The organism is Knoellia aerolata DSM 18566 (genome assembly GCF_000768695.1).
Taxonomy (GTDB): Bacteria; Actinomycetota; Actinomycetes; order Actinomycetales; family Dermatophilaceae; genus Knoellia; species Knoellia aerolata.
Window position 1 is genome coordinate 1 of sequence record NZ_AVPL01000042.1, and the last position, 19,806, is coordinate 19,806.

The window sequence follows — 19,806 nt, forward strand, 5'->3', positions numbered from 1 at the left end:
GGCCTTGATGACGCTGCTGAGCCGGGCCGACTCGGCCGTCATCTGGCCCAGGCTCGCGGCCTCGGCGGCGGACTTGGCCTTGACCGTGGAGGCCTGGGCGGCCTGCTGCGCGGCGAGCGCGTCGAGGGCCGCCTTGGCGGCGGTGGCGCGGTCGCGGGCCCGGGTGGCGGCGGCGAGGGTGGCCTCGGCCTTGCGCTTGGCCTTCTCGGAGTCCGCGCGGAGGGCGGAGAGGTGGTCCTCCTGCGCGGTCTGGCTGGCCTTGGCGGTGGCGAGGGCGACCATGGACTGGCTCTGCAGGTCGATGACGGTGCCGATGAGGGCGATCCGGTCGGCGAACTGCTGCGGCGACGTGGACGTCATCGCCATGTCGAACTCGCCGAAGCCCTGCTCCTGGTAGATCTGGGCGGCGAACTGGGCGACCTCGGTGCGGCTCTCGACGATCTCGGTGCTCGTCGCGGCGAGGTCCTCCTGGGCCTTGCTCTCGTTGGCCTCGGCGACCTCGAGCTCCTGTGCGGCCATGGCGTTGGCGGTCTCGGCGCGACCGGCGGCGGCCCGCGCCTCGGTCAGCGCGGACTGCGCACCCGGCAGCCTGGACTGGGTGGTGCGCAACGCGATGTAGGCCTCGGCGAGGTCGGCGTTGGTCTCGTGGAGGTCCTCACGCAGCTGCTCGATCTGCGCGTCCACCCGCTGCTTCTGCCGTCCCGGGTCCGGCTCGGCGTGCACGGCCGGCGAGTGGCTGACGAGCGCGAGGGAGCACAGCAGAGCCACCGAGATGCCGGCAGTGCGGCGCGCAGGGGCTCGTCGGGGCGCAGGGGTTCGCCACATGGTCATCATTGGTAACACGAGTCACCGCCTCTTGGGAACAGCCCACGCCGAGAAGTTCTCTGGGAATCCGGGCGGCTGCGTCCGCAAGGATGGTCGAAACCTCGACCATCGTTGCGGACGCAGGGGGTCTGACGGGGGCGTTCGGGCGAACGGGGGGCCGGCCTCACACGCGCAGGTAGCGGCGCAGCGTGACGACGCTCGTCAGCACGGCGATGACGATGACGCCCCCGAACAGCCACGGCGTGAGCGACCAGACGTCGTTCGCGCCGATGAGCGCCTTGTTGAGGATCACCTGGTTGAAGCCGAGGTTGAAGATGAGCCGCAGCCCGAGCCACAGCATGCCCACCGCGAGGCCGACACCGAGGGCGGCCACGACGAGCATCTCGATGATGAACGGCATCCGGATCGTCCAGTTGGACGCCCCGACGAGGCGCATGATCCCGATCTCCCGCCGCCGGATGAACGCCGCCTGCCGGATCGTCGTCGCCATGAGCAGGGTCGCGCAGATGACCATGAGCGTGGCGAGGAAGACCGAGAAGGCCGTGATCCAGTTGATGATCTGGAAGAACCGTTTGAGGACCTTCTCCTGGTCCTGGACGCTCGCCACCCCCGGCGCCCGTTCGAACTGGCTCGTGACGACGGCGTACTTCGTCGGGTCGCTGAGCTGGACGCGGAAGCTCTGCGGGATGTCGCCGAGCTGGACGTTGCCGGTGATGGGGCTGTTGCGGAACTGCTCCTTGAAGCGCTCGAACGCCTCCGCCTCGGTCTCCTGGAAGACCTCCTTGACCTCGGGCATCGCCCGGAGCTGGCTCTCGATGCTCTGCTCCTGGGCCTCGGTCGCGGCCTGGCCCTGGCAGTTCGGCTGGAGCGAGTTGTCGGTGCAGAGGTAGATCGAGACCTGGATCCGGTCGTACCAGTAGCCCTTCATCGTGTCCGCCTGGCGTTGCGCGAGCAGGCCGAGGCCGAGCAGGAACATCGACACCATCGTCACGAGGATGACCGAGAGGGCCATCGAGAGGTTGCGCCGCAGGCCGGACCACACCTCGCCGGCGATGAACCCGGGCTTCATCGCCCCTCCTCCGCACCGAAGCGCTCGGGATCGAGGTCACCGATGTCGTCGATGCCCTCGACGTCCTCGACCGCGTCGGGGTCCTCGAGCAGCGTCGGCGACTCGGACGGCGTGGTGGCGGCGAGATAGGTCGCGTGCTCCGCGTCGCGCACGACGACGCCCTCCTCGAGCTGGACCACCCGTCGGCGCATCGCGTTGACCGTGTCGGCGTCGTGCGTGGCCATGAGCACCGTCGTCCCGGCGCGGTTGATCCGGTCGAGCAGACGGACGATGTCGAGGCTGATCTTGGGGTCGAGGTTCCCGGTCGGCTCGTCGCACAGCAGGATCTGCGGCTTGTTGACGACGGCGCGAGCGATCGCGACCCGCTGCTGCTCACCACCGGAGAGCTGGTGCGGCAGGCGCTTGCCCTTGCCCTCGAGCCCGACCATCTCCAGGGTCTCGGGCACGAGCTGGCGGATCGCCGAGGACGGCTTGCCGATGACCTGGAGCGCGAAGGCGACGTTCTGGTCCACGGTCTTGCCCGGGAGCAGGCGGAAGTCCTGGAAGACCGCGCCGATCTGCCGGCGGAAGCGGGGCACCTTGCGCGAGGACATCGAGTTGAGGTCCTGCCCGGCGACGAGCACGGTGCCGCCCGTCGCCCGCTCCTCGCGCAGCGCGAGGCGGAGCAGGGTGGACTTGCCCGAGCCCGAGGGACCCACGACGAAGACGAACTCGCCGCGCTCGACGTTGACGTTGACGTCGGCGAGCGCGGGGCGGGTCGACCTCGGATAGACCTTGGTGACGTTGTCGAAGCGGATCATGCGCGCAGACGGGCCTTCGCGATCGGGGGCGGATGCGTCACGAGCATAGGTTCCGCAACTGGGTGCCGGACGCTTCCCCCCAGATGCGGCGTGTGAGGTGCCGGACTGCTGCAGGGGGCCCGCACGCCGAACCGGCGCCGGGCCGCGGGAGGTTCCGCGGCACGGCGCCGGACGTGGTCCCGGGGCGTGGGCTCAGCCCAGGGCGCAGGTGTGGAGCAGGTCGCCGGAGGTCGGCCGCGCCACCGTGGCGTCGGCCGGCGGGGTGGTCCCGTCCTCGACCCACGAGGTGAGCGCGTCGAAGCCGCTCCGGGCGCACGGCAGCAGGGGCCGCAGCCGGTCCGGGAAGGCCGGCACGAGCGCGTCGGTGTGCGTGCCGTCCTCGACCCGGTAGTAGCGGTGGCTCGCACCCTGGCCGGCGTCGTCGACGAGCTGCGCGTAGACGTCGGAGTCGGTGCCGATCGGCAGCAGCGTGTCCATGTCGCCGTGGACCGTGATGAGCGGCTTGCCGATCCTGCCGGTCAGCTCCACCGACCGCATGGCCTCCTTCACCGAGGCCGGGCGGGCGAAGTAGTCGTAGTCGGCGTCGCACTGGGGCGCGCCGCTGGCGCAGTACGGCGTTCCCGCCTCGGTCGCCCCGTCGAATCCGGGGTCGAACTCCTCGCGGTAGATCTGCTGGGTGAGGTCCCAGTACACGGTGTGGTGGAACGGCCAGAGGAACTCGCTGCCCGGCTCGAAGCCGGCCGCGATCATCGCGTCGTGCGCGGCGGGGCTGCCGGTCGCGGCATACGCGGGGTAGTGCTTGAGCGCGGTGGGGAGGTAGGTGAGCAGGTTCGGGCCGTCGGCGCGCAGGAGGGTGCCCTCCCAGTCGAGCCCGCCGTCGTAGAGGTCCGGTCGGTTCTCGAGCTGCCAGCGGACGAGGTAGCCGCCGTTGGAGATGCCGGCCATCCAGGTGCGCTGCGGCGCCTTGGCGCGGACCTGCTTGACGACCCGCTTGGCCGCCAGCGTGAGCTCGGTGACGCGCGAGTTCCACTCGCGCACACTGCCGCCGGGCGACGACCCGTCGTCGTAGAACTTCGTGCCCATGTTGCCCTTGTCGGTGCTCGCGAAGGCGAAGCCCTGGGCCAGGACGTAGTCGGACCAGACGAAGTCGTTGGCGTACTGGCTGCGGTTGCCGGGGGCACCGGTGACGACGAGCCCGCCGTTCCAGTCGTCGGGGATGCGGATGACGAACTGGCTGTCGTGGTTCCAGCCGTTGTTGGTGTTCGTCGTCGAGGTGTCGGGGAAGTACCCGTCGACCTGTATGCCGGGCACGCCCGTCGGGTTGACCGTGCCGGGCGTGTGCAGACCGGCGAAGTCGGCGGCGCGCGTGTGACCGGAGGCCACGGTGCCCGCGGTGGTGAGGTCGTCGAGGCAGGCAACCTTCTGCTGCTCGGCGCCGGGAACGGCCACCTTGGACTGGCGGGCACAGTGACCGCCACCGGGCTTGTCGGCGACCGCTGCTGGCGCGGCGGCGGCGAGCGCGACGGTCGTGGTGAGGGCGGCCAGGGCCGCGAGGAGGGTGCGAGGAGACGTCATTGTCGGGCGCATGCCGGTCAGCGTGCCGGGTGTGATCGGCCGTGCCCATGGTGCTCGGCGCCACTTCGGCGCGCGCGCCATGTGGCGCTGACCCTCTCAGGCGGTGCGCAGGACCCGCACCGGGTCGCGGAGGCCGGCGAGCACCGCCGAGGGGAGCTGGGCGGTCACGGCGAGCATGACCGTCGCGACCACGACGGAGGCCTGGAGCGACGGGTCGACGACCTGCGCCCAGAGCGCCGCCCCGGCCACCGACCCGAGCAGGGCGCCGACGACGGCGCCGCACGAGATGACGAGGACGCCCTGGGCCACGACGAGGCCGATGACGGCCCCGCGGCCGGCACCCAGGGCCCGACGCCTGCCGAACTCCTGGCGGCGGGTGTGCACCATGAGCAGCGACAGCAGGCCGAGCACGAGCACCCCGGCCCCCATGACGGTGGCGACGATGACGACGGCATACCGCTCGATCGTCGACGTGACGTCACCACCCAGCGCCGCCGCGTCGTCCGACCGCTCGACCGTGAGGTCGCCGGGGCCGCTGACGTCCGCAAGCCCGGCAGCCGCCCGGGTGACGGCGTCGACGTCGCTCATCGACGCCGCCACGACCGTGACCTGGCGCACCGGGGTCGGGGCCTGCCACGGCACGATCACGGACCGGGGCGCCCGGTCGTGGTCCGGCCGGAAGGTGCCGACGATGCTCCAGGCCCGTCCGGTGGCGTCCTCCACCCAGCCCCCGGTCTCGTCGACGCCGAGAGCGGTCGCGCTGCCGTCCTCGGCCAGGACCTCCCCCGGACCCGCGGGCAGCCGACCGGTGGTGAGGGTCAGCGGCAGCCGGTCCCACCGGGCGTCGACCATCTGCGCGGACACCCGGGCGCCGTCGGCGAGCGCGCCGTTCCACACCTCGAACGACTCCGACGAGGACCAGGCGCGCGTCACCGTCGAGAGCGACCCGACGCGGGCGTGCATGGTCGCGGGCAGGACGCCCTTGTCGTGGCTGTCCACGAGCGACACCGTGCGGAACCGCTCCTGCTCGAAGGCGGCACGCACCGACTCACGCTGCGCCTCGACCTGAGCGGTGAGCATCGTGATGGCGAGGACGACGGCGGCCGTGAGCCCGGCGAAGAGCACGGAGAAGGCGCGGGACGACAGGGCCGTCCGCCACGCCTCGAGCAGGACGGCGCGCGACCTCACGCGAGCCTCACGTGCGACGTGCACCGCTCGACGACCCGGTCGTCGTGCGTCGCGATGACGACGACGGCGCCCCCTCGCGCAGCACCCTCGAGGGCGGCGAGGACCACCTCGGTCGAGTCGTGGTCGAGGTTGCCGGTCGGCTCGTCGGCGAAGACGACGCTGGGCCCGAGCAGCAGGGCTCGGCACAGCCCGACGCGTTGCGCCTGGCCGCCGGAGACCTCGCCGGGACGGGAGTCCGCCTGCAGGGCCACGCCCATCGCCGCGAGCAGCTCGAGCGCCCTGGGACGCCACCGCTCGGGTGACTCACCGGCATACAGGGCGGGTTCGAGGACGGAGTCGATGACCCGGCGGCGCGGGTCGAGCACGACGTCCTGGAAGACGAAGCCGCACGTCCTCGCCCGGGTCAGCGACCGGTGGCGGTCGTCGAGCCGGGCGAGCTCCACACCGTCGATGCGCACCGTCCCGGACCAGGGCCGCAACAGCCCCGCGAGGAGGTACAGCAGCGTGCTCTTGCCCCGTCCGGAGGGGCCGGTCAGCGCCACGACCGAGCCGGGGTGGAGCGCCACGTCCACCTCGTCGAGCACCCGGACCCCACGGCGGTAGCCGTAGCTCAGCCGCTCGGCGACGACGCGGGGGCGGGTGCCCGCTCCCGGGTCGGCGAGGCCCAGGGCGAGGGCGTCAGCCACGGGGCTGCTCGTTGACGAGGATGCGGTCCCCCACCGCGAGCCCGTCCACGATCGTCAGGCCGCCGGCGGTCGCCGTGACCTCGACACCCGCCCGGGTGCCGTCGGCGCGGCGCACATAGGTGGCGCCGTCCGCCCCGGTGAGGACGGAGCGCGCGGGGACTCCGGTGCCGGTCAGGCTGGGGACGACGTCGACGGCCACCTCGACGGTCCGGGTGAGGGACCGCCCGAGGAGCGTGGTGCAGGGCCCGGTCGTCGTGCACAGCGGTGCGCGCCCGTCGGGGCCGGCGACGTCGAGCATCATCGCCCGGTCCGCCTCGTCACCGTCGGCTCCCGACGACGGGGCCGGGGACGCCCCGGTGACCCGACCCGTGACCTTGTGGAACGACACGGGTGCGCCGGCGGGGACCAGCGCCGCCTGGGCGGCGGTGAGCCGGACCTCGAGTCGCGGGGCACCGGAGGCCGTGAGGACGGGCCGGTCGTCGGCCGTGACGCGGTTGCCGACCGCCGCGGTGGCGGCCGGGCGCACGAGGGCAGGCAGGCGCGGGAGCCACATGATGTCGGAGGGCTGGACGGTGCCGGTCTGCGTGACACCGAGGGCCTTCTGCCAGCGCGTGACGGCGGCACGCACGCTCGACGTGAACCGCTCGTCGGCCGCGCACGCCGTGAGGACCTTCTCGGCGCAGAGGAACGTCCGCAGCTGGGCGACGTCGGGTCCCGCGGCGCCCACCTGCAGTGCCCGGAACGCCGGCACGCTCCCCTGCCCGGCGACGATCGGCCGCAGGTCCACGGCCGCGACGACGTCCCCGGAGCGGACGGTCCGGCCCTCGGTCGGCGGCAGGGTCGTGAGCATCCCCGCCACACCGACGAGCGGCCCGGGGGTGTCGACGATGCGCAACGTCCCCGGCAGGCGCAGGGTGCGGCCGATCCGCTCCTCCCTGACCGTCCACTCGACGGTGGTGGCGACCGGTGCCCGTCCGGCGCTGGCCTCCTGCACGCCCGCGAGGCTGGTACGGCCGGCGACGAACGCCGTGCCGGGGATGAGCAGCAGCGCCACCGCGGCCGCGCCCCGGCGACCCATGAGGGCGAGCGCGCCCATCAGAGGCCGCCGAGCGCCGTGACCTCGTCGGGACACAGCGTCTGGGCCTGCTCGAGCGTCAGCTGCTCAGTCGCCGACAGGACGTTGAACGCCCCGTCCTTCTCGACGAAGACGGCCTCGGTGGGCCAGGGCTCCATGCCGAGGCCGCGGGCGGTGAGGCACGCGTGGAGGCGGGACATCGCGGCATACTCCGTGCGGAGCGAGTCCGAGCCCTGCACGACGACGGTGCCGTCGGACTCGAGGCCGCGCAGGCAGTCGGCGCGCGCCGCGGAGTAGGTGTCGGCCTGGGCGTCCTCGGGGTCCTTGAACTCGATGGCCCCGGCCTCGCCCCTCGTCACCGCGAAGCCCTTGTCCATGAGGCAGCGGTAGAGGCTGTCGTTGGCGGCTGCGTCGTCCGTCGTGCGCGTCGCCTGGGGTGGGGCTGGCGGCTCCGACCCCGTGCACGCGCTGAGGCCGCCTGCCGCCAGGAGCGCGGTGAGGAGCAGCATCGACGGTCGCGACGGAGCGCGTCGGGGCATCGTCATCGGAACACCTCTGTCTTCTCGATGGAGCAGGTCTGCTCCTCGTCGGGGCGGGAGTCGGTGATGGTGGCGGAGGCGCCGGGTGCGACCTCGTCGGAGGAGTAGGACTCGCGTTCGGTGTCACCGGCACGGACGAACGCCACCGACACGGTGTAGCGCTGCGCGACGTCCGACCGGTTCGTCACGGTGATCGCCACCTCACCCGGCGGGCACACGACGGCGGCCTCCGGAGGAGGTCCGTCGTCGCCCCCGCACCCGGTGAGGGCGAGCAGGGCGGCGAGGCACCCGGTGGTGGCCAGTCGGCGCGCGATCATGACGTCGTCGTTGTCTGTGTGGTGAGGTCGAGGGCGGCCAGCGAGTCGTCGACGTTGCAGACGGCCCTGTCGGTGCCGGACTCGCGGAGGTAGCCGTCGAAGTCCCCGCGACAGCCGCCCCACCGCGACTCCACGGCCTGCGAGACCTCGTGCTGCGGGAGCAGCCAGGTGCCCTCGATCTCGTGCAGTGCCAGGGAGGCGGTGACGAGGATGGAGCTCTCGATGTCGGCGGGCGCACGACCGGTCAGGGCCGAGCGCAGCACCGGCAGCAGCTCGCGCACCTGGGGGTCCGTCCTCCCGGCCGTTCCGCGCGCACGCAGGAACCGGCTCAGCGTCGGTGCCGCCACCGACGGCGAGGCCTCCTGCCAGCGGGCGACCGTCTCCGGGGTGAGCCCGCGGTAGGGCATCGGGACCTCCATGGCTCCGGCGTACTCCGCGAGCTGGGTCCACGCGACCGCCTGCTCGAGGGTCATCGGCCCGTCGTCGGGGATGAGCTCGGTCGCGGCGGCCTCGACGGCGGTGGCGCGCTCCACAACGGGCACCGACGACGGGTCGAGGACGGTCAGGGTCGCCGTCACCGCGAGGGCGTGGAGGGTGTCGACGCCCCGCTGGGTGGTCAGGGTGCCGACCAGCTCGGCGCGACCACCCGTCCCGAGGAACCCGTCGAGGTCGCCACGGCTCGCGTGGTAGCGCACCATCCGGAAGGTCGAGCCGACCGAACCGTTGAACGCCGGCACCTCGAGCACGGTCCCACCGGGGAGCAGACGTCGGGTGTCGAAGGCGGCCACCACGCTCCGGGCCCGCTCGAGGTCGCGCACCGCGGCATGGGCGCGGGTGAGGTAGTAGAGGATCCAGTCGTCGGTCCGGGCGGCCTGCAGGAGGCTCGGGACGAGCCCGCCGTTGCGGGTGTCGGGGTGCTCGCCTGCGATCGCTCGCAGCATGAGCAGGAGTGCGGCCTCGCGCGGGCTCCCCGTTCGGGCCCGGTCGGGCAGCGGTGGCAGCGCGTGGGTCGACGCACCGGCGGCACGCGCGAGCACCGCGGCCGAGACGTGCTGGCCGAGGACGTCGTCACCCGCACGGCCCGCCTCGAGCCGGCGCCGGTCGTCGGCGCCGAGGGCGACCTCACCAGCACCGGAGGCGCGGGCGACGTCGTCGGCCATCCACACCTCGAGCCACTCGCCCCGCGAGAGTGCCTGGGTCATCGAGCCGGTGACGGTGGGCGGCGGGGTGGCCCCACGGGGGCCCTGGGCCAGCAGCCAGGCGGCCTCCAGGGGTGAGGACTCGTCGGCCAGGAGAGCAGGGGTGTCCGTCGCCGACCAGGCGGCTGAGTCGAGCGGCTGACCGAGCTGGGCAGCGGCGAGCGCCCGGAGCATCTGCGCCTCGCGGGAGGCACCGACCGCGCTCCACAGCTCGGGCGGGAAGATCAGGCCGTTCGAGGACCGGAAGCCCACGGTCTGTGCCGTGTCGGCGCTCGGGCCCGGCCGAGCGGTGCCACCGGCGTCGCCGCGGCACCCCGACAGCGCCGTCGCCGCGAGGGCGGCGACGAGAAGGGCGCAGGCCAGTCGGTGCCCACCGGCTGGCCGTAGGGTTGCTGAGGGCCGGGCCCCCTCCATAGCGGGGAGGGGGCCCGGTGTGAAGCTCATCGTCACCAAGTGGTCCAGCCGGAGCTGGGGTCGGCGGCCGCCGTGTCCAGACGCGAACGAGCCGCGACGGAGATGGAGAACACGCTCGGCCGGGCGACGCCGGACATGTAGTTGTAGCGCCCGTAGCCCGACTCCTTGGCCGTGGCCAGCGAGGTCGAGTTCCCGGTGATCCCGGCGCCGGAGTCGGCGGAGATCGTGAGCGAGACGCTGATGCCGTTGGCCTTGACGTCGCCACGGTGGACGAAGTTCTTGGAGTTCGACATCGACGTCTCCGCGTTCCAGCTGCACGAGCTCCAGTAGCTGTTGCAGGAGTACGCCTTGACGTAGTAGTTCGTCCCTCCGACGTAGACCGAGCTGCTCGACGTGAACGCCTGGGCGGGCGACGTGAGCATGGTCCCACCCACCAGTGCCGTGCTCGCCGCGGCGAGCAGCGACCGGCGGACCAATGTGTTCATACGTTCCCCTAACCTGATTCCCCTGCCTGGTGCAGCGGGAGTGGCTGCAACGTATGGGTGCATCGATCGGTGACACAAGGGATTCGACCGGGAGTGTCGGGCGGGCCACGTGGTCCGAAGGGGACATCTGGCGAAAAGCGTTGGTGCACAAGGCTGTTCGCTGGCAAGCGTAACAGTCCCGGACCCTGTCAACTACCGGTCATGGCCCTTTGGGGACGGCCTTCGGGTCAGCTTTTGGCGGCACCGAGGACGTCGCGCACGGTGCGCGTCACGAGGTCGGCCGCCGCGCCCGCCTCGGCCTTCGGGAGGTATGCCGCGTGCGTCACGTCGTCGGGGAACCAGCGGGTCCAGATCCGGTCGACGATGAGGTCGCTGCCGGGTCGGCGCCAGCCCAGCTCGTCGAGCCGGCGCTCCTCGTCTGCGGAGAGGAGGAAGTCGCCGCCGAAGCTCTCGCTGCCCACCAGCTCCGCGACGGCGTGGTCCTCGTCGCGCCGGACGCGGACCCACGGCGAGGTGTCGGTGTACTGCGCCGGGATGAGCCCGAACAGCCGGGCCTTCCGGGTGAGGTGCGGCCGGGCCAGGCCGGGCACGTCGATGACCACGTCCTCGTCCTTGCCGAGCCGGCGGATGCGGACGGTGAGGTCGGCCTGCCACGCCGACCAGTCGGCCGGTCCGCCCGGGAGGAGCTGCACGGCATACGTCATCGTTCGTCCTCGATCTCAGTGTCCCGCAGCGGGATCAGGCGTCTGCCTTGCGCTGGGCGATCTGCCAGCGGATGCCGGCCTCGATGAAGCCGTCGATGTCACCGTCGAAGACCGCGGTCGGGTTGCCGGTCTCGTAGTCGGTGCGCAGGTCCTTGACCATCTGGTAGGGGTTGAGGACGTAGGAGCGCATCTGGTCGCCCCAGCTCGCCTTGACGTCACCGGCCATCTCCTTCTTGACGGCGGCCTCCTCGGCGCGCTTGAGCAGGAGGAGGCGCGACTGCATGACGCGCAGCGCGGCGGCACGGTTCTGGATCTGCGACTTCTCGTTCTGCATCGAGACGACGGTCCCGGTCGGGAGGTGCGTCATGCGCACCGCGGAGTCGGTCGTGTTGACCGACTGCCCGCCCGGGCCGGAGGAGCGGAAGACGTCGATCTTGAGGTCGTTGTCGGGGATCTCGATGCTGTCGGTGCCCTCGATGAGCGGGATGACCTCGACGGCGACGAAGCTCGTCTGGCGGCGGCCCTGGTTGTCGAACGGGCTGATCCGCACGAGGCGGTGGGTGCCGCCCTCGACGGAGAGGTTGCCGAACGCGTAGGGGACGCTGACCTCGAAGGTCGCGGACTTGATGCCCGCCTCCTCCGCGTAGGACGTGTCCATGACCTTGGTCGGGTAGCCGTGGCGCTCGGCCCAGCGCAGGTACATGCGCATGAGCATCTCGGCGAAGTCGGCGGCGTCGACGCCACCGGCGCCGGCGCGGATGGTGACGACGGCCGCGCGCTCGTCCCACTCACCACTGAGCAGGGTGCGGACCTCGAGCTCGCCGACGGCCTTCTTGACCTTGACGAGCTCCTTCTCGGCCTCGGCCAGGGTCTCGGCGTCGTTCTCCTCCTGGCCCATCTCGACGAGCGCCTCGAGGTCGTCGACGAGGGTGTCCATCCCGGTGACCCGCTCGTACTCGGACTTGGCCCGGGACAGGGCGGAGGTGACGGCCTGCGCCTTCTCCTGGTCGTCCCAGAGGTCGGGCGCCGCCACCTGCTCCTCGAGGTCGGCGATCGTCGCCTGGAGCGCGGTCAGGTCGGTGACGTCACGCACGGACGTCATCGTCGTGCGCAGGTCCTTGATCTCTTGCTGGAAGTCGGTGGCCACAAGAGCCAAGAGTACGTGCCGGTATGCCGCCCGCCCACCACCCGTGGGCCGAGCGGGCGCGCTCTGGGACGACGAAGGACGGGTGGCCGTCCCTGCACGGCCACCCGCCACGCTTTCGTCAGAACGCGACCCCGCAGGCGGCGTAGGAGCCGAAGATGGCGTCGCCGTACGCCACGAAGGCGTGGTCGATGCCCTTGCCGTTCATGAGGATCTCGTGGTTGGTGACGCCTCCGGCGAGGAGGCCGTCCTTGCCTCCGACGACCTTGATGGTGAAGGACGCCGGAGCCCCGGTGGCCGCGTAGGCCCCGGTGATGCAGGCGGCCTGCTGCGGGGTGATGAGACCGGACTCGGCGTCGCCGGCGATCGCGTCGGCCACGACGAGGGTGAACCAGGTGTTCGACTGCGTCCCGGCCTTGAGGTTGCCCTGGGCGGAGCGGCTGGCGTTGTAGCACTCGTGGGCGGCCGCGGTGGTGGCGGTGGCCAGACCCAGGGCTGCGGTCAGCGCGACGGCTTTGCCGAGACGCGAGGCGAGGCGGTGCATGACGACCCCTTCCGGAGTCCCATCGCGGCGTCGGGAGGATCGCTGCTTCGCGACAGAGCCCCTGTCAGCCCGAGTGTTCCGCTCACACCCGATGGTCGTCCGGGGAACGGGGAAAAGAGGCGCCACCCCTCCGGGTCATCTTTGCGGACCCGAAAGGGTCAGGTTGTTCGCCGGGGAGCCGCCGATCCAGCCGGATGGCCCCCTCGGTGAGCGCCACGAGCAGCACCGCCACTCCCACGCAGGCAAGCAGCGCCCGCGGGTAGCCGTGCAGACCGACATCGAGGAACGGGTACGGGTACCAACCGGCGACTGCGCCGTGCACGAGGGTGTAGGCCAGCCACCCGAGCGGGTAGACGAGCGAGGGCACCAGCAGCCCGCGGTCGGCCCGGCCGCGGGGACCGAAGACGAGCCAGCCGACGACGGCGAGCAGCGGGCCCACGACGTGGAGCAGCGTGTCCGCGAACCGGTCGGCGCCGCTCAGGTCCAGCAGCGGCCGCAGCAGGAACCAGTGGACGAGGCCGGTGACGGCGATGCCGACGACCGCGTTGAGCCGCAGCACCCTCCACCACCGGGGGAACCTGTCCTGTCCCAGGGCGAGCGTCGTCGTCGTGACGGCGACGAGGAGGTTGGTGAGGACGGTGAAGTAGGAGATGAAGCGGACGAGCCGCGTCCCGAGGGCGGGTGGCGTCACCTCGTCGAGGACCACCCCACCGCGGATGACGAGCACGAGCTGGAGGAGCAGGGCCGCCCACGTGACGACGGCGGTGAGCGCGTGCCAGGGGCGGGCGGGTCGCGTCGGGTCCACGCACACATCATGGCCGCGTTCGACCGCACCGGGTGCGCTTCGGGCGATGTCCCGTCCGGGGCGTGTCGCGGGACGGGGCAGGCTGTGGAGAAGTCGACGGCCGCCCGTCGAGTCCGTCCTAGCGTGCCGGTCATGGCGTGCCCGATCGAGCTGGACCTCACGCTGCGACTCCCGCGACGACGGGCGAGCGGGGTCGACGTGCGTGTCACCGCTCCGGCCGGGTCGACCTGGGCGGACCTCGTCCCCCTGGTGGAGCAGCTGCTCGACGTCTCGCCGACGGTGCCGCCTCTGGTCGCGTCGTGCGGCGGGGTCGTCGTGGGCGCCGAGGCCCGCGTCGGGGTGCCGCCCCTGGTGCACGGCGCGACCGTGGTGGTCGGCGGTGGCCGGGTCGGGCGCCCCGCGGTCACGGCCCCCGTGGACCTCGTCGTCGTGGCCGGACCGGACGCGGGACGACGCGTGCCGGTCACGTCCCAAGGCGTCGTCGTGGGACGGGCCGCCGGCTCGGGGCTCAGCCTCGCGGACCCTCGCCTCAGCCGTCGGCACGTCCTGGTCGAGCCGACCGACCACGGCGTCCGCGTCACCGACCTCTCCTCGACCAACGGCACGCGGTGCGGGGACGTCGTGCTGGAGCCCGGCGGGTGGATCGACGTGGACGGGTCGGGGCTCATCGCGGCCGGTGACTCGCTGCTGCGCCTGGTGCGTGGGTCGGGGGCGACCGCTCCGACCCGCGTGCGCGGCGACGGCAGGGTCGCCGTCAACCGCTCACCGCGCGCGAGGACGCCGGAGGTCCGCGCCACGGTCACCGCGCCCACCCCGCCGACGCCACCGCACCGGGGTCGCGTCCCGTGGGTGGCCGCCGCCCTCCCCCTGCCCTTCGCGGGGCTGCTCGCCGTCCTCTTCGGCCCGCAGCTGCTCGCCTTCGCCCTGCTCTCCCCGCTGATGCTCGTCGGCACGGTCGTCGGCGACCGGTGGGGCGGGAGACGTGAGCACACCCGCGCCCTCGCCCTCCACGGCGAGGAGCTGGAGCAGCGGCGGGCCGAGCTCGCGACGTGGCACGACCTCGAACGCGAGGCGCGGTGGCACGACGCCCCGGACCCGGCCACCGTGCTCGCCGTCGCGACCGGTCCGGGCACCCGGATCTGGGAGCGCCGACCCGGCGGTGCGGACGTCGGCAGGGTCCGACTCGGTGTCGGCGCCCTGCCCTCGCGCACCGGGTGGGTGACGTCCGCGGGCAGCGCCGAGCACGCCACGCTCGGCGACCTCCCGGTCGAGGTGGACCTGGGTGCGGTGCGGGGGCTCGGTGTGGCCGGACCCCTCGCCGACGTCGAGGAGGTCCTCGCCCACGTCCTCGGGCAGGTCGCGACGCTGCACTCCCCTCGAGACGTCCGGCTCGTCGTCGTGGCCGCTGCGGGCGCGGCGTCGGGGCCGGCATCGGAGTCCGAGGACGGCACCGGTGGGGCGCTCGGGTGGGCGCGCTGGCTGCCGCACACGACGGCATACGGATCGTGGGAGGCGTGTCTCGAGGCGCTCCGCCGCGTCGTCACCACGCGCGAGGCCGCGCGTGCGCGAGGAGCCCCGTGCGACCCCGCGCTGGTCCTCGTCGTCCTGCCCGACGGGGGCGGCCTCGGCGCGAGCGGCGTCGGCGTCGGCGTCGGCGCGAGCGACCTCGTCGACCTGCTCGAGCGCGGTCGGGACCTCGGCGTGTGGTGCCTCGCGGGTGCCCGGACGGCTGCCGGCCTCCCCGCGTCCTGCGGCGCCGTCCTCGACCTCGCTCGGGGCGGACGCGCAGGATCGGCGCGACTCGACGTCGACGGCGCCGACCCGGTCGCGACCTTCACGCCCGACCGGGTGCAGTGGTGGTGGGGTGAGCGGCTCGCTCGCTCGCTGGCAGCGCTCGTCGACGCGTCCGGCGATGCCGACCGGGTCCCCGCCACGGTCGACCTGCTCGACCTCCTGCCGTGGCTGGGCACTCCGACGGCACCGTCCGGCCCGGCGCTGGCGAGGCACTGGCGGGAGGGCACCGGTCGGCCGGTCGCGCGCCTCGGCCGGGTCGCCGGCGACGACTGGGTGGTCGACCTCGCCGCCGACGGACCGCACGTGCTCATCGGCGGGACCACCGGGTCGGGGAAGTCCGAGCTGCTTCGCACCCTCGTCACCTCCCTGGCCCTGGAGTGCTCACCGGCCGACCTGACCTTCGTGCTCATCGACTACAAGGGCGGGGCGGCGTTCGGCGGCTGCGCCGGGCTCCCCCACACGGTCGGGATGGTGACCAACCTCGACGACGGGCTGTCGCGGCGTGCCCTCACGAGCCTCCGGGCCGAGATCACCCGTCGGGAGCGCCTGCTCGCCGCGTCGGGGGCCCGCGACTACGACGACCACCGCCGTCGAGCGGGCGGGCTGGCCCGTCTCGTCATCGTCATCGACGAGTTCCGCCAGCTCGCCGACGAGCTGCCGGACTTCGTCCACGGCGTCGTGTCCCTCGCGGCGGTGGGGCGCTCCCTGGGGGTGCACCTCGTCCTCGCGACCCAGCGGCCGGCCGGCGCCGTGACCTCCGACATCCAGGCCAACGTCAACCTCCGGATCGCGATGCGCGTGCGGGACGTCGCCGACTCGACCGACGTCATCGACGCCCCCGACGCGGCGCACGTCCGCGTCGACCGCCCGGGGCGCGGCTTCGCCCGCGGTGGCGACGGCGACCTCGACGAGTTCCAGGCCGCCCGCGTCGGGCAGGGCGCCGAGCGTTTCACGACCCGGCTCGAGGTCGTGGCCCCCGACGGGACCCCCACCGGGGTCGCGGTGTCGTCCCGCCGGGTGAGCGTCGGTGCCGCCGACGGCGACGCCGCCCCGGACTCCCTCGCCGCGATCGCGGAGGGGGCACAGGAGGCGTTGCGGCTCAGCGGCTTTCGCGCCCCTCATCGGCCGTGGCTCCCGCCGCTGCCCGAGTCGGTCGGGGTGGACGCCGTGGGCGTCGACGGGGTCGGCCTCGTCGACGTGCCGGGTGAGCAGCGCCAGCACGCCCTCGTCCACCGCGACACCGGCGGTCACTGGCTCGTGGCGGGTGGCCCACGGTCGGGGCGCACCGCGTGCCTGCGCACCGTCCTCGCCTCGTACGTCGCCGTCCCCGGTTCCGACGTCCACCTCCACGCCATCGACACCAGTGGCGAGCTCGCCGACCTCGAGTCGCTGCCCCACGTCGGAGCAGTCGTGGCGGCGGACGACGTCTCGCGGGTCCGCCGCCTCCTCGCCCGGCTGCGGCAGCTCGGCGAGCCCACGACCACCGGCCGCGGGCCGACCACCGTGCTGCTCGTCGACGGGTGGGACCGGCTCGAGCCCGACGGAGACCCCGACGCCGGGGGCCTGCGCGACGAGCTGCTCGACCTGCTCCGGTCGAGCGGCGGCACGCTGCGCGCCGTCGTCACCGGCGACCGCAGCCTGCTCACCGGCCGCGTGGGCTCCGTCGCCGGCGAGACCTTCCTCCTCGCGCTGTCCGACCCCTCGGACGCGACGTATGCCGGCCTGTCACCTCGCGACCTCCCCTCCAGCCGCGCGCCCGGGAGGGCGGTCCGGCTGGGCGACCGGCTCGAGGTGCAGTTCGCCCGGCGCGACCCGGCGGCCGAGGCCTCACCGCCCGACCCGGGGGCCCCACGGCCTCCCCCGGTGCCGCGCCTTCCCACCCACGTCGACCTCCACGCCCTCCTTCGGGAGCACCGCGGCACCGTCCGCACCTGTTCCTCGCTCCTCGTCGTCGGGGTGTCGGCGGAGACCGGAGGAGTCGCGTGGGTGGACCTCGAGCTCGGACGCCGCATCCTCGTGGCCGGTCACGCCGGATCCGGGCGGTCGACCACCCTGGCGACCCTCGGAGCGTCCGCCGCCGACGCCGGGTGGACCGTCGCGGTGGTCGAGTCCGCGCGCGGTCTCGTCGGCGCCACCGTCGAGGGCGCGGTCGTCGTCGACCCGTGGGAACCCCGGGCTCTCCTCGACGCGCGGCGCGCCCACCCCGACCTCGTCGTCCTCGTCGACGACGCCGAACGTCTCGAGGGGACGCCGGTCGAGCCGGTCCTGCACGAGATCGCGGCCCTGGTCGACCGCGACGGTGGTGCGCTCGTGGTCGCCACGACGCCTCCGGAGGTCGTCACCCGGTTCCGCGGGGTCGTGCCGGACGTGGCCCGCGCCCAGCGCGGCGTGCTGCTCGGGCCGCGGGTGCCGAGCGACGGCGAGCCCTTCGGGATCCGCGCGCCGCGCGGGGTGGCGGCGGTCCCCGGGCGGGCCCTGTGGGTCAGCGGGCGGCGCCACGTCGAGGTCCAGGTCGCTCGCGTCGTCGGGGCCCCGGCGCCCGGGCGCGGGCCAGGACCATGGGATGGGGCTGGCGGAACACCCTCGTGACATGGGACGTTGACGGTGCGGGACCTCCGTTCGGCCCAGGTGTGCGTCCTCCGGTCACCTCCGGCGGCGCCCACGAACTCCTACCACTCAACCCGTGCTTAATTGGGTCCAGGGGTCTAGACTGAAGGATCGGACGTCTGTGTGTCACGTCCGATGTGGTTTGCAAGGACGCAAGCTCTCCTGGTCCTTGCCCACGCCGGCAAGCGGCCAGCCCACCTGAACTCCACTGACAGGAGCACCACCCATGGATTGGCGCGACCGCGCTGCCTGCCTCGATGAGGATCCCGAGCTGTTCTTCCCGATTGGGAACACCGGCCCGGCGATCATGCAGATCGAGGAGGCCAAGGCCGTCTGCCGCCGCTGCGACGTCGTCGACACCTGCCTCAAGTGGGCATTGGAGTCCGGACAGGACGCCGGTGTCTGGGGCGGACTCTCCGAGGACGAGCGCCGCGCGCTCAAGCGACGCAACGCTCGCGCTCGACGCGCCGGCTGACCCAACGCACGACAGCTCGACGGCCTCGCCATTGCGGCGAGGCCGTACTTGTGTGCCCGGCGGGCGCGGCGGTCAGCGTGAGAGCGGGCGGAGCCGCGCGGTGAACTCGACCCGGGTGCCCCGCGGCGTCGCGGGCTCCCACCGGATCCGGCCCTGCAGGTCCTGGACGAGCGAGGTGACGATCCGCGTCCCGAGCCCGGCCCGGACCGGCCGGAAGCCCGCCGGCAGCCCGGTGCCGTCGTCGGTGATCGAGACGGTGAGACCCTCGACACCGGGCTCGACCTCGGCCCGCTCGACCTCCACCGTGATCGTGCCGCCGGCGGTGAGCCCGTGCTCGACCGCGTTCTGCACGATCTCGGAGACGATCATCGCGAGCGAGGTGGCGTCCTCGGCCCGCATCCGTCCGAACGACCCCCGGACGGTGGACTCGACCGGGTGCTCCGTGACCGCGACGTCGACGACGGCCCGCAGGCCCCGCACCGCGATCTCGTCGAAGTCGACGGTCTCGTCGATGCCCCGGCTGAGGGTCTCGTGGACGAGCGCGATCGTCCCGACCCGACGCACGGCCTCGTCGAGCGCGTTGCGCGCGGCCTCGTCGGGCAGTCGGCGGGACTGGAGCCGCAGCAGAGCGGCCACCGTCTGGAGGTTGTTCTTCACCCGGTGGTGGATCTCGCGGATCGTCGCGTCCTTGGTGATGAGCTCCTGCTCGCGCCGCCGCAGCTCGGACACGTCTCGCAGCAGGAGCATCGCCCCGTCGCGCTGACCGCCGTCGGTGAGCGGGATGGCACGCATGGTCACGCTGGCCGACGTCGTCGACACCTCGGTCCACCACGGCGCGCGCCCGGTGGTCACGACCGCCAGGGACTCATCGACGGTCGAGCCGGAGGTCTGCAGCAGGTCGGCGACCACGGTCGCGAGGACCTCGCCGATGACGTCGCCTCGGTGCCCCAGTCGGTGGATGGCACTGATGGCGTTGGGGCTCGCGTAGAGCACGGCGCCCTCGATGTCGAGGTGGACGACCCCGTCACCGACCCTGGGCGCGCCGCGCCGGGCGCCCGTCGGCGCGGACGGGCTGGGGAACTCCCCCGCGGCGATCATCCGGGTGAGCGACCCGGCGAGCTGTCGGTAGGTCAGCTCGAGACGGCTCGGGGTGCGGCCGCCCAGCACGTTGGTGTGCTGGGTCATCACCGCGAGCGAGCGCCCCTGGCGCACGACCGGGACGGCCCGTTCCCGTACCGCCATCTCGTCCTGGCGCTCCGGCTCGCGACCGTCGACGATCCGCTGGTGCCGGAAGGCCTCGGAGAGCATCGGGTCGCGCGCGCTGCCGGAGCTCCGCCCCACGACGTCGTCGTAGAAGACCATCGGGCCGGTGTTGGGCCGCACGTGCGCCACCGCCCGCCAGCCGTCGAGGCCCGAGGGGACCCAGAGCACGAGGTCGGCGAAGGACAGGTCGGCGATGAGCTGCCAGTCCCCGACGACGAGGTGCACCCACTCGATCTCGTGGTCCTCGAGCGTCGTCGAGGACCGGAGGGAGTCGGCGAGGGTGCTCACGCGCCGAGCC

At 73.2% G+C, this 19,806-nt stretch carries 17 protein-coding genes and 1 pseudogene; 2 read left to right on the forward strand and 16 right to left on the reverse strand.

Annotated features, from left to right (window positions below; translation table 11 throughout):
• From N801_RS13695 to N801_RS13765, 15 genes and pseudogenes are all read right to left on the reverse strand, one after another.
• Positions 1 to 825: pseudogene (locus N801_RS13695) on the reverse strand (hypothetical protein); the annotation flags it as partial.
• Positions 826 to 988: 163 nt separating this feature from the next.
• Positions 989 to 1,894 carry a permease-like cell division protein FtsX gene (gene ftsX, locus N801_RS13700; RefSeq protein WP_035938841.1) on the reverse strand — a complete coding sequence of 302 codons (906 nt, stop codon included), beginning with the start codon at positions 1,892 to 1,894 and terminating at the stop codon, positions 989 to 991.
• Positions 1,891 to 2,694 carry a cell division ATP-binding protein FtsE gene (gene ftsE / locus N801_RS13705; protein ID WP_245618452.1) on the reverse strand — a complete coding sequence of 268 codons (804 nt, stop codon included), beginning with the start codon at positions 2,692 to 2,694 and terminating at the stop codon, positions 1,891 to 1,893. Before ftsE ends, ftsX begins: the two co-directional genes overlap by 4 nt.
• 192 nt (positions 2,695 to 2,886) lie before the next feature.
• Entirely contained in the window at positions 2,887 to 4,281 is a 1,395-nt protein-coding gene (locus tag N801_RS13710) for a 3-hydroxybutyrate oligomer hydrolase family protein (RefSeq protein WP_156996774.1), read from the reverse strand.
• Between the two features lie 84 nt (positions 4,282 to 4,365).
• Positions 4,366 to 5,457, reverse strand: a complete 1,092-nt coding sequence (locus tag N801_RS13715; protein WP_156996775.1) for an FtsX-like permease family protein — start codon at positions 5,455 to 5,457, stop codon at positions 4,366 to 4,368.
• Entirely contained in the window at positions 5,454 to 6,143 is a 690-nt protein-coding gene (locus N801_RS13720; RefSeq protein WP_245618453.1) for an ABC transporter ATP-binding protein, read from the reverse strand. The genes N801_RS13715 and N801_RS13720 overlap by 4 nt, the downstream gene beginning before the upstream one ends.
• Positions 6,136 to 7,239, reverse strand: a complete 1,104-nt coding sequence (locus tag N801_RS13725; RefSeq protein ID WP_035938846.1) for an efflux RND transporter periplasmic adaptor subunit — start codon at positions 7,237 to 7,239, stop codon at positions 6,136 to 6,138. Before N801_RS13725 ends, N801_RS13720 begins: the two co-directional genes overlap by 8 nt.
• Positions 7,239 to 7,763, reverse strand: coding sequence for a hypothetical protein (locus N801_RS13730; RefSeq protein ID WP_035938848.1), 525 nt, complete (start codon positions 7,761 to 7,763; stop codon positions 7,239 to 7,241). Before N801_RS13730 ends, N801_RS13725 begins: the two co-directional genes overlap by 1 nt.
• Complete coding sequence (locus N801_RS13735; protein WP_035938850.1) at positions 7,760 to 8,074, reverse strand: hypothetical protein; 315 nt, start codon at positions 8,072 to 8,074, stop codon at positions 7,760 to 7,762. Before N801_RS13735 ends, N801_RS13730 begins: the two co-directional genes overlap by 4 nt.
• Positions 8,071 to 9,687, reverse strand: coding sequence for a hypothetical protein (locus tag N801_RS13740; RefSeq protein ID WP_035938853.1), 1,617 nt, complete (start codon positions 9,685 to 9,687; stop codon positions 8,071 to 8,073). The genes N801_RS13735 and N801_RS13740 overlap by 4 nt, the downstream gene beginning before the upstream one ends.
• 32 nt (positions 9,688 to 9,719) lie before the next feature.
• Complete coding sequence (locus N801_RS13745; RefSeq protein WP_035938854.1) at positions 9,720 to 10,172, reverse strand: hypothetical protein; 453 nt, start codon at positions 10,170 to 10,172, stop codon at positions 9,720 to 9,722.
• A 227-nt stretch (positions 10,173 to 10,399) separates the two neighbouring features.
• The gene (locus tag N801_RS13750; RefSeq protein ID WP_035938857.1) at positions 10,400 to 10,876 is read right to left on the reverse strand and encodes a TY-Chap domain-containing protein; all 477 of its coding nucleotides are present in this window, start codon (positions 10,874 to 10,876) and stop codon (positions 10,400 to 10,402) included.
• Between the two features lie 34 nt (positions 10,877 to 10,910).
• Positions 10,911 to 12,023, reverse strand: coding sequence for a peptide chain release factor 2 (gene prfB / locus N801_RS13755; RefSeq protein WP_035938858.1), 1,113 nt, complete (start codon positions 12,021 to 12,023; stop codon positions 10,911 to 10,913).
• Between the two features lie 118 nt (positions 12,024 to 12,141).
• Positions 12,142 to 12,564 (reverse strand): hypothetical protein, encoded by a 423-nt coding sequence (locus tag N801_RS13760; protein WP_035938860.1) that lies wholly within the window; start codon positions 12,562 to 12,564, stop codon positions 12,142 to 12,144.
• 82 nt (positions 12,565 to 12,646) lie between these two features.
• Complete coding sequence (locus N801_RS13765; RefSeq protein ID WP_052113026.1) at positions 12,647 to 13,369, reverse strand: Pr6Pr family membrane protein; 723 nt, start codon at positions 13,367 to 13,369, stop codon at positions 12,647 to 12,649.
• 132 nt (positions 13,370 to 13,501) lie between these two features.
• Here N801_RS13765 and N801_RS13770 point away from each other — a divergent pair, with 132 nt between their 5' ends.
• Complete coding sequence (locus tag N801_RS13770; protein ID WP_156996776.1) at positions 13,502 to 17,752, forward strand: FtsK/SpoIIIE domain-containing protein; 4,251 nt, start codon at positions 13,502 to 13,504, stop codon at positions 17,750 to 17,752.
• A 244-nt stretch (positions 17,753 to 17,996) separates the two neighbouring features.
• Positions 17,997 to 18,245, forward strand: coding sequence for a WhiB family transcriptional regulator (locus N801_RS13775; protein ID WP_035938865.1), 249 nt, complete (start codon positions 17,997 to 17,999; stop codon positions 18,243 to 18,245).
• Positions 18,246 to 18,317: 72 nt separating this feature from the next.
• Here N801_RS13775 and N801_RS13780 read toward each other — a convergent pair whose 3' ends face one another.
• Positions 18,318 to 19,796, reverse strand: a complete 1,479-nt coding sequence (locus tag N801_RS13780) for a sensor histidine kinase (RefSeq protein ID WP_035938868.1) — start codon at positions 19,794 to 19,796, stop codon at positions 18,318 to 18,320.
• Positions 19,797 to 19,806: the final 10 nt, after the last annotated feature.

Coding starts and splice junctions, on each gene's coding strand:
- N801_RS13710 (WP_156996774.1), bottom strand. CDS start 4,281: ATGCGCCCGACAATGACGTCTCCTCGCACCCTCCTCGCGGCCCTGGCC.
- N801_RS13750 (WP_035938857.1), bottom strand. CDS start 10,876: ATGACGTATGCCGTGCAGCTCCTCCCGGGCGGACCGGCCGACTGGTCG.
- N801_RS13760 (WP_035938860.1), bottom strand. CDS start 12,564: ATGCACCGCCTCGCCTCGCGTCTCGGCAAAGCCGTCGCGCTGACCGCA.
- N801_RS13745 (WP_035938854.1), bottom strand. CDS start 10,172: ATGAACACATTGGTCCGCCGGTCGCTGCTCGCCGCGGCGAGCACGGCA.
- N801_RS13725 (WP_035938846.1), bottom strand. CDS start 7,239: ATGGGCGCGCTCGCCCTCATGGGTCGCCGGGGCGCGGCCGCGGTGGCG.
- N801_RS13770 (WP_156996776.1), top strand. CDS start 13,502: ATGGCGTGCCCGATCGAGCTGGACCTCACGCTGCGACTCCCGCGACGA.
- ftsX (WP_035938841.1), bottom strand. CDS start 1,894: ATGAAGCCCGGGTTCATCGCCGGCGAGGTGTGGTCCGGCCTGCGGCGC.
- N801_RS13740 (WP_035938853.1), bottom strand. CDS start 9,687: ATGGAGGGGGCCCGGCCCTCAGCAACCCTACGGCCAGCCGGTGGGCAC.
- N801_RS13775 (WP_035938865.1), top strand. CDS start 17,997: ATGGATTGGCGCGACCGCGCTGCCTGCCTCGATGAGGATCCCGAGCTG.
- N801_RS13730 (WP_035938848.1), bottom strand. CDS start 7,763: ATGACGATGCCCCGACGCGCTCCGTCGCGACCGTCGATGCTGCTCCTC.
- ftsE (WP_245618452.1), bottom strand. CDS start 2,694: ATGATCCGCTTCGACAACGTCACCAAGGTCTATCCGAGGTCGACCCGC.
- N801_RS13735 (WP_035938850.1), bottom strand. CDS start 8,074: ATGATCGCGCGCCGACTGGCCACCACCGGGTGCCTCGCCGCCCTGCTC.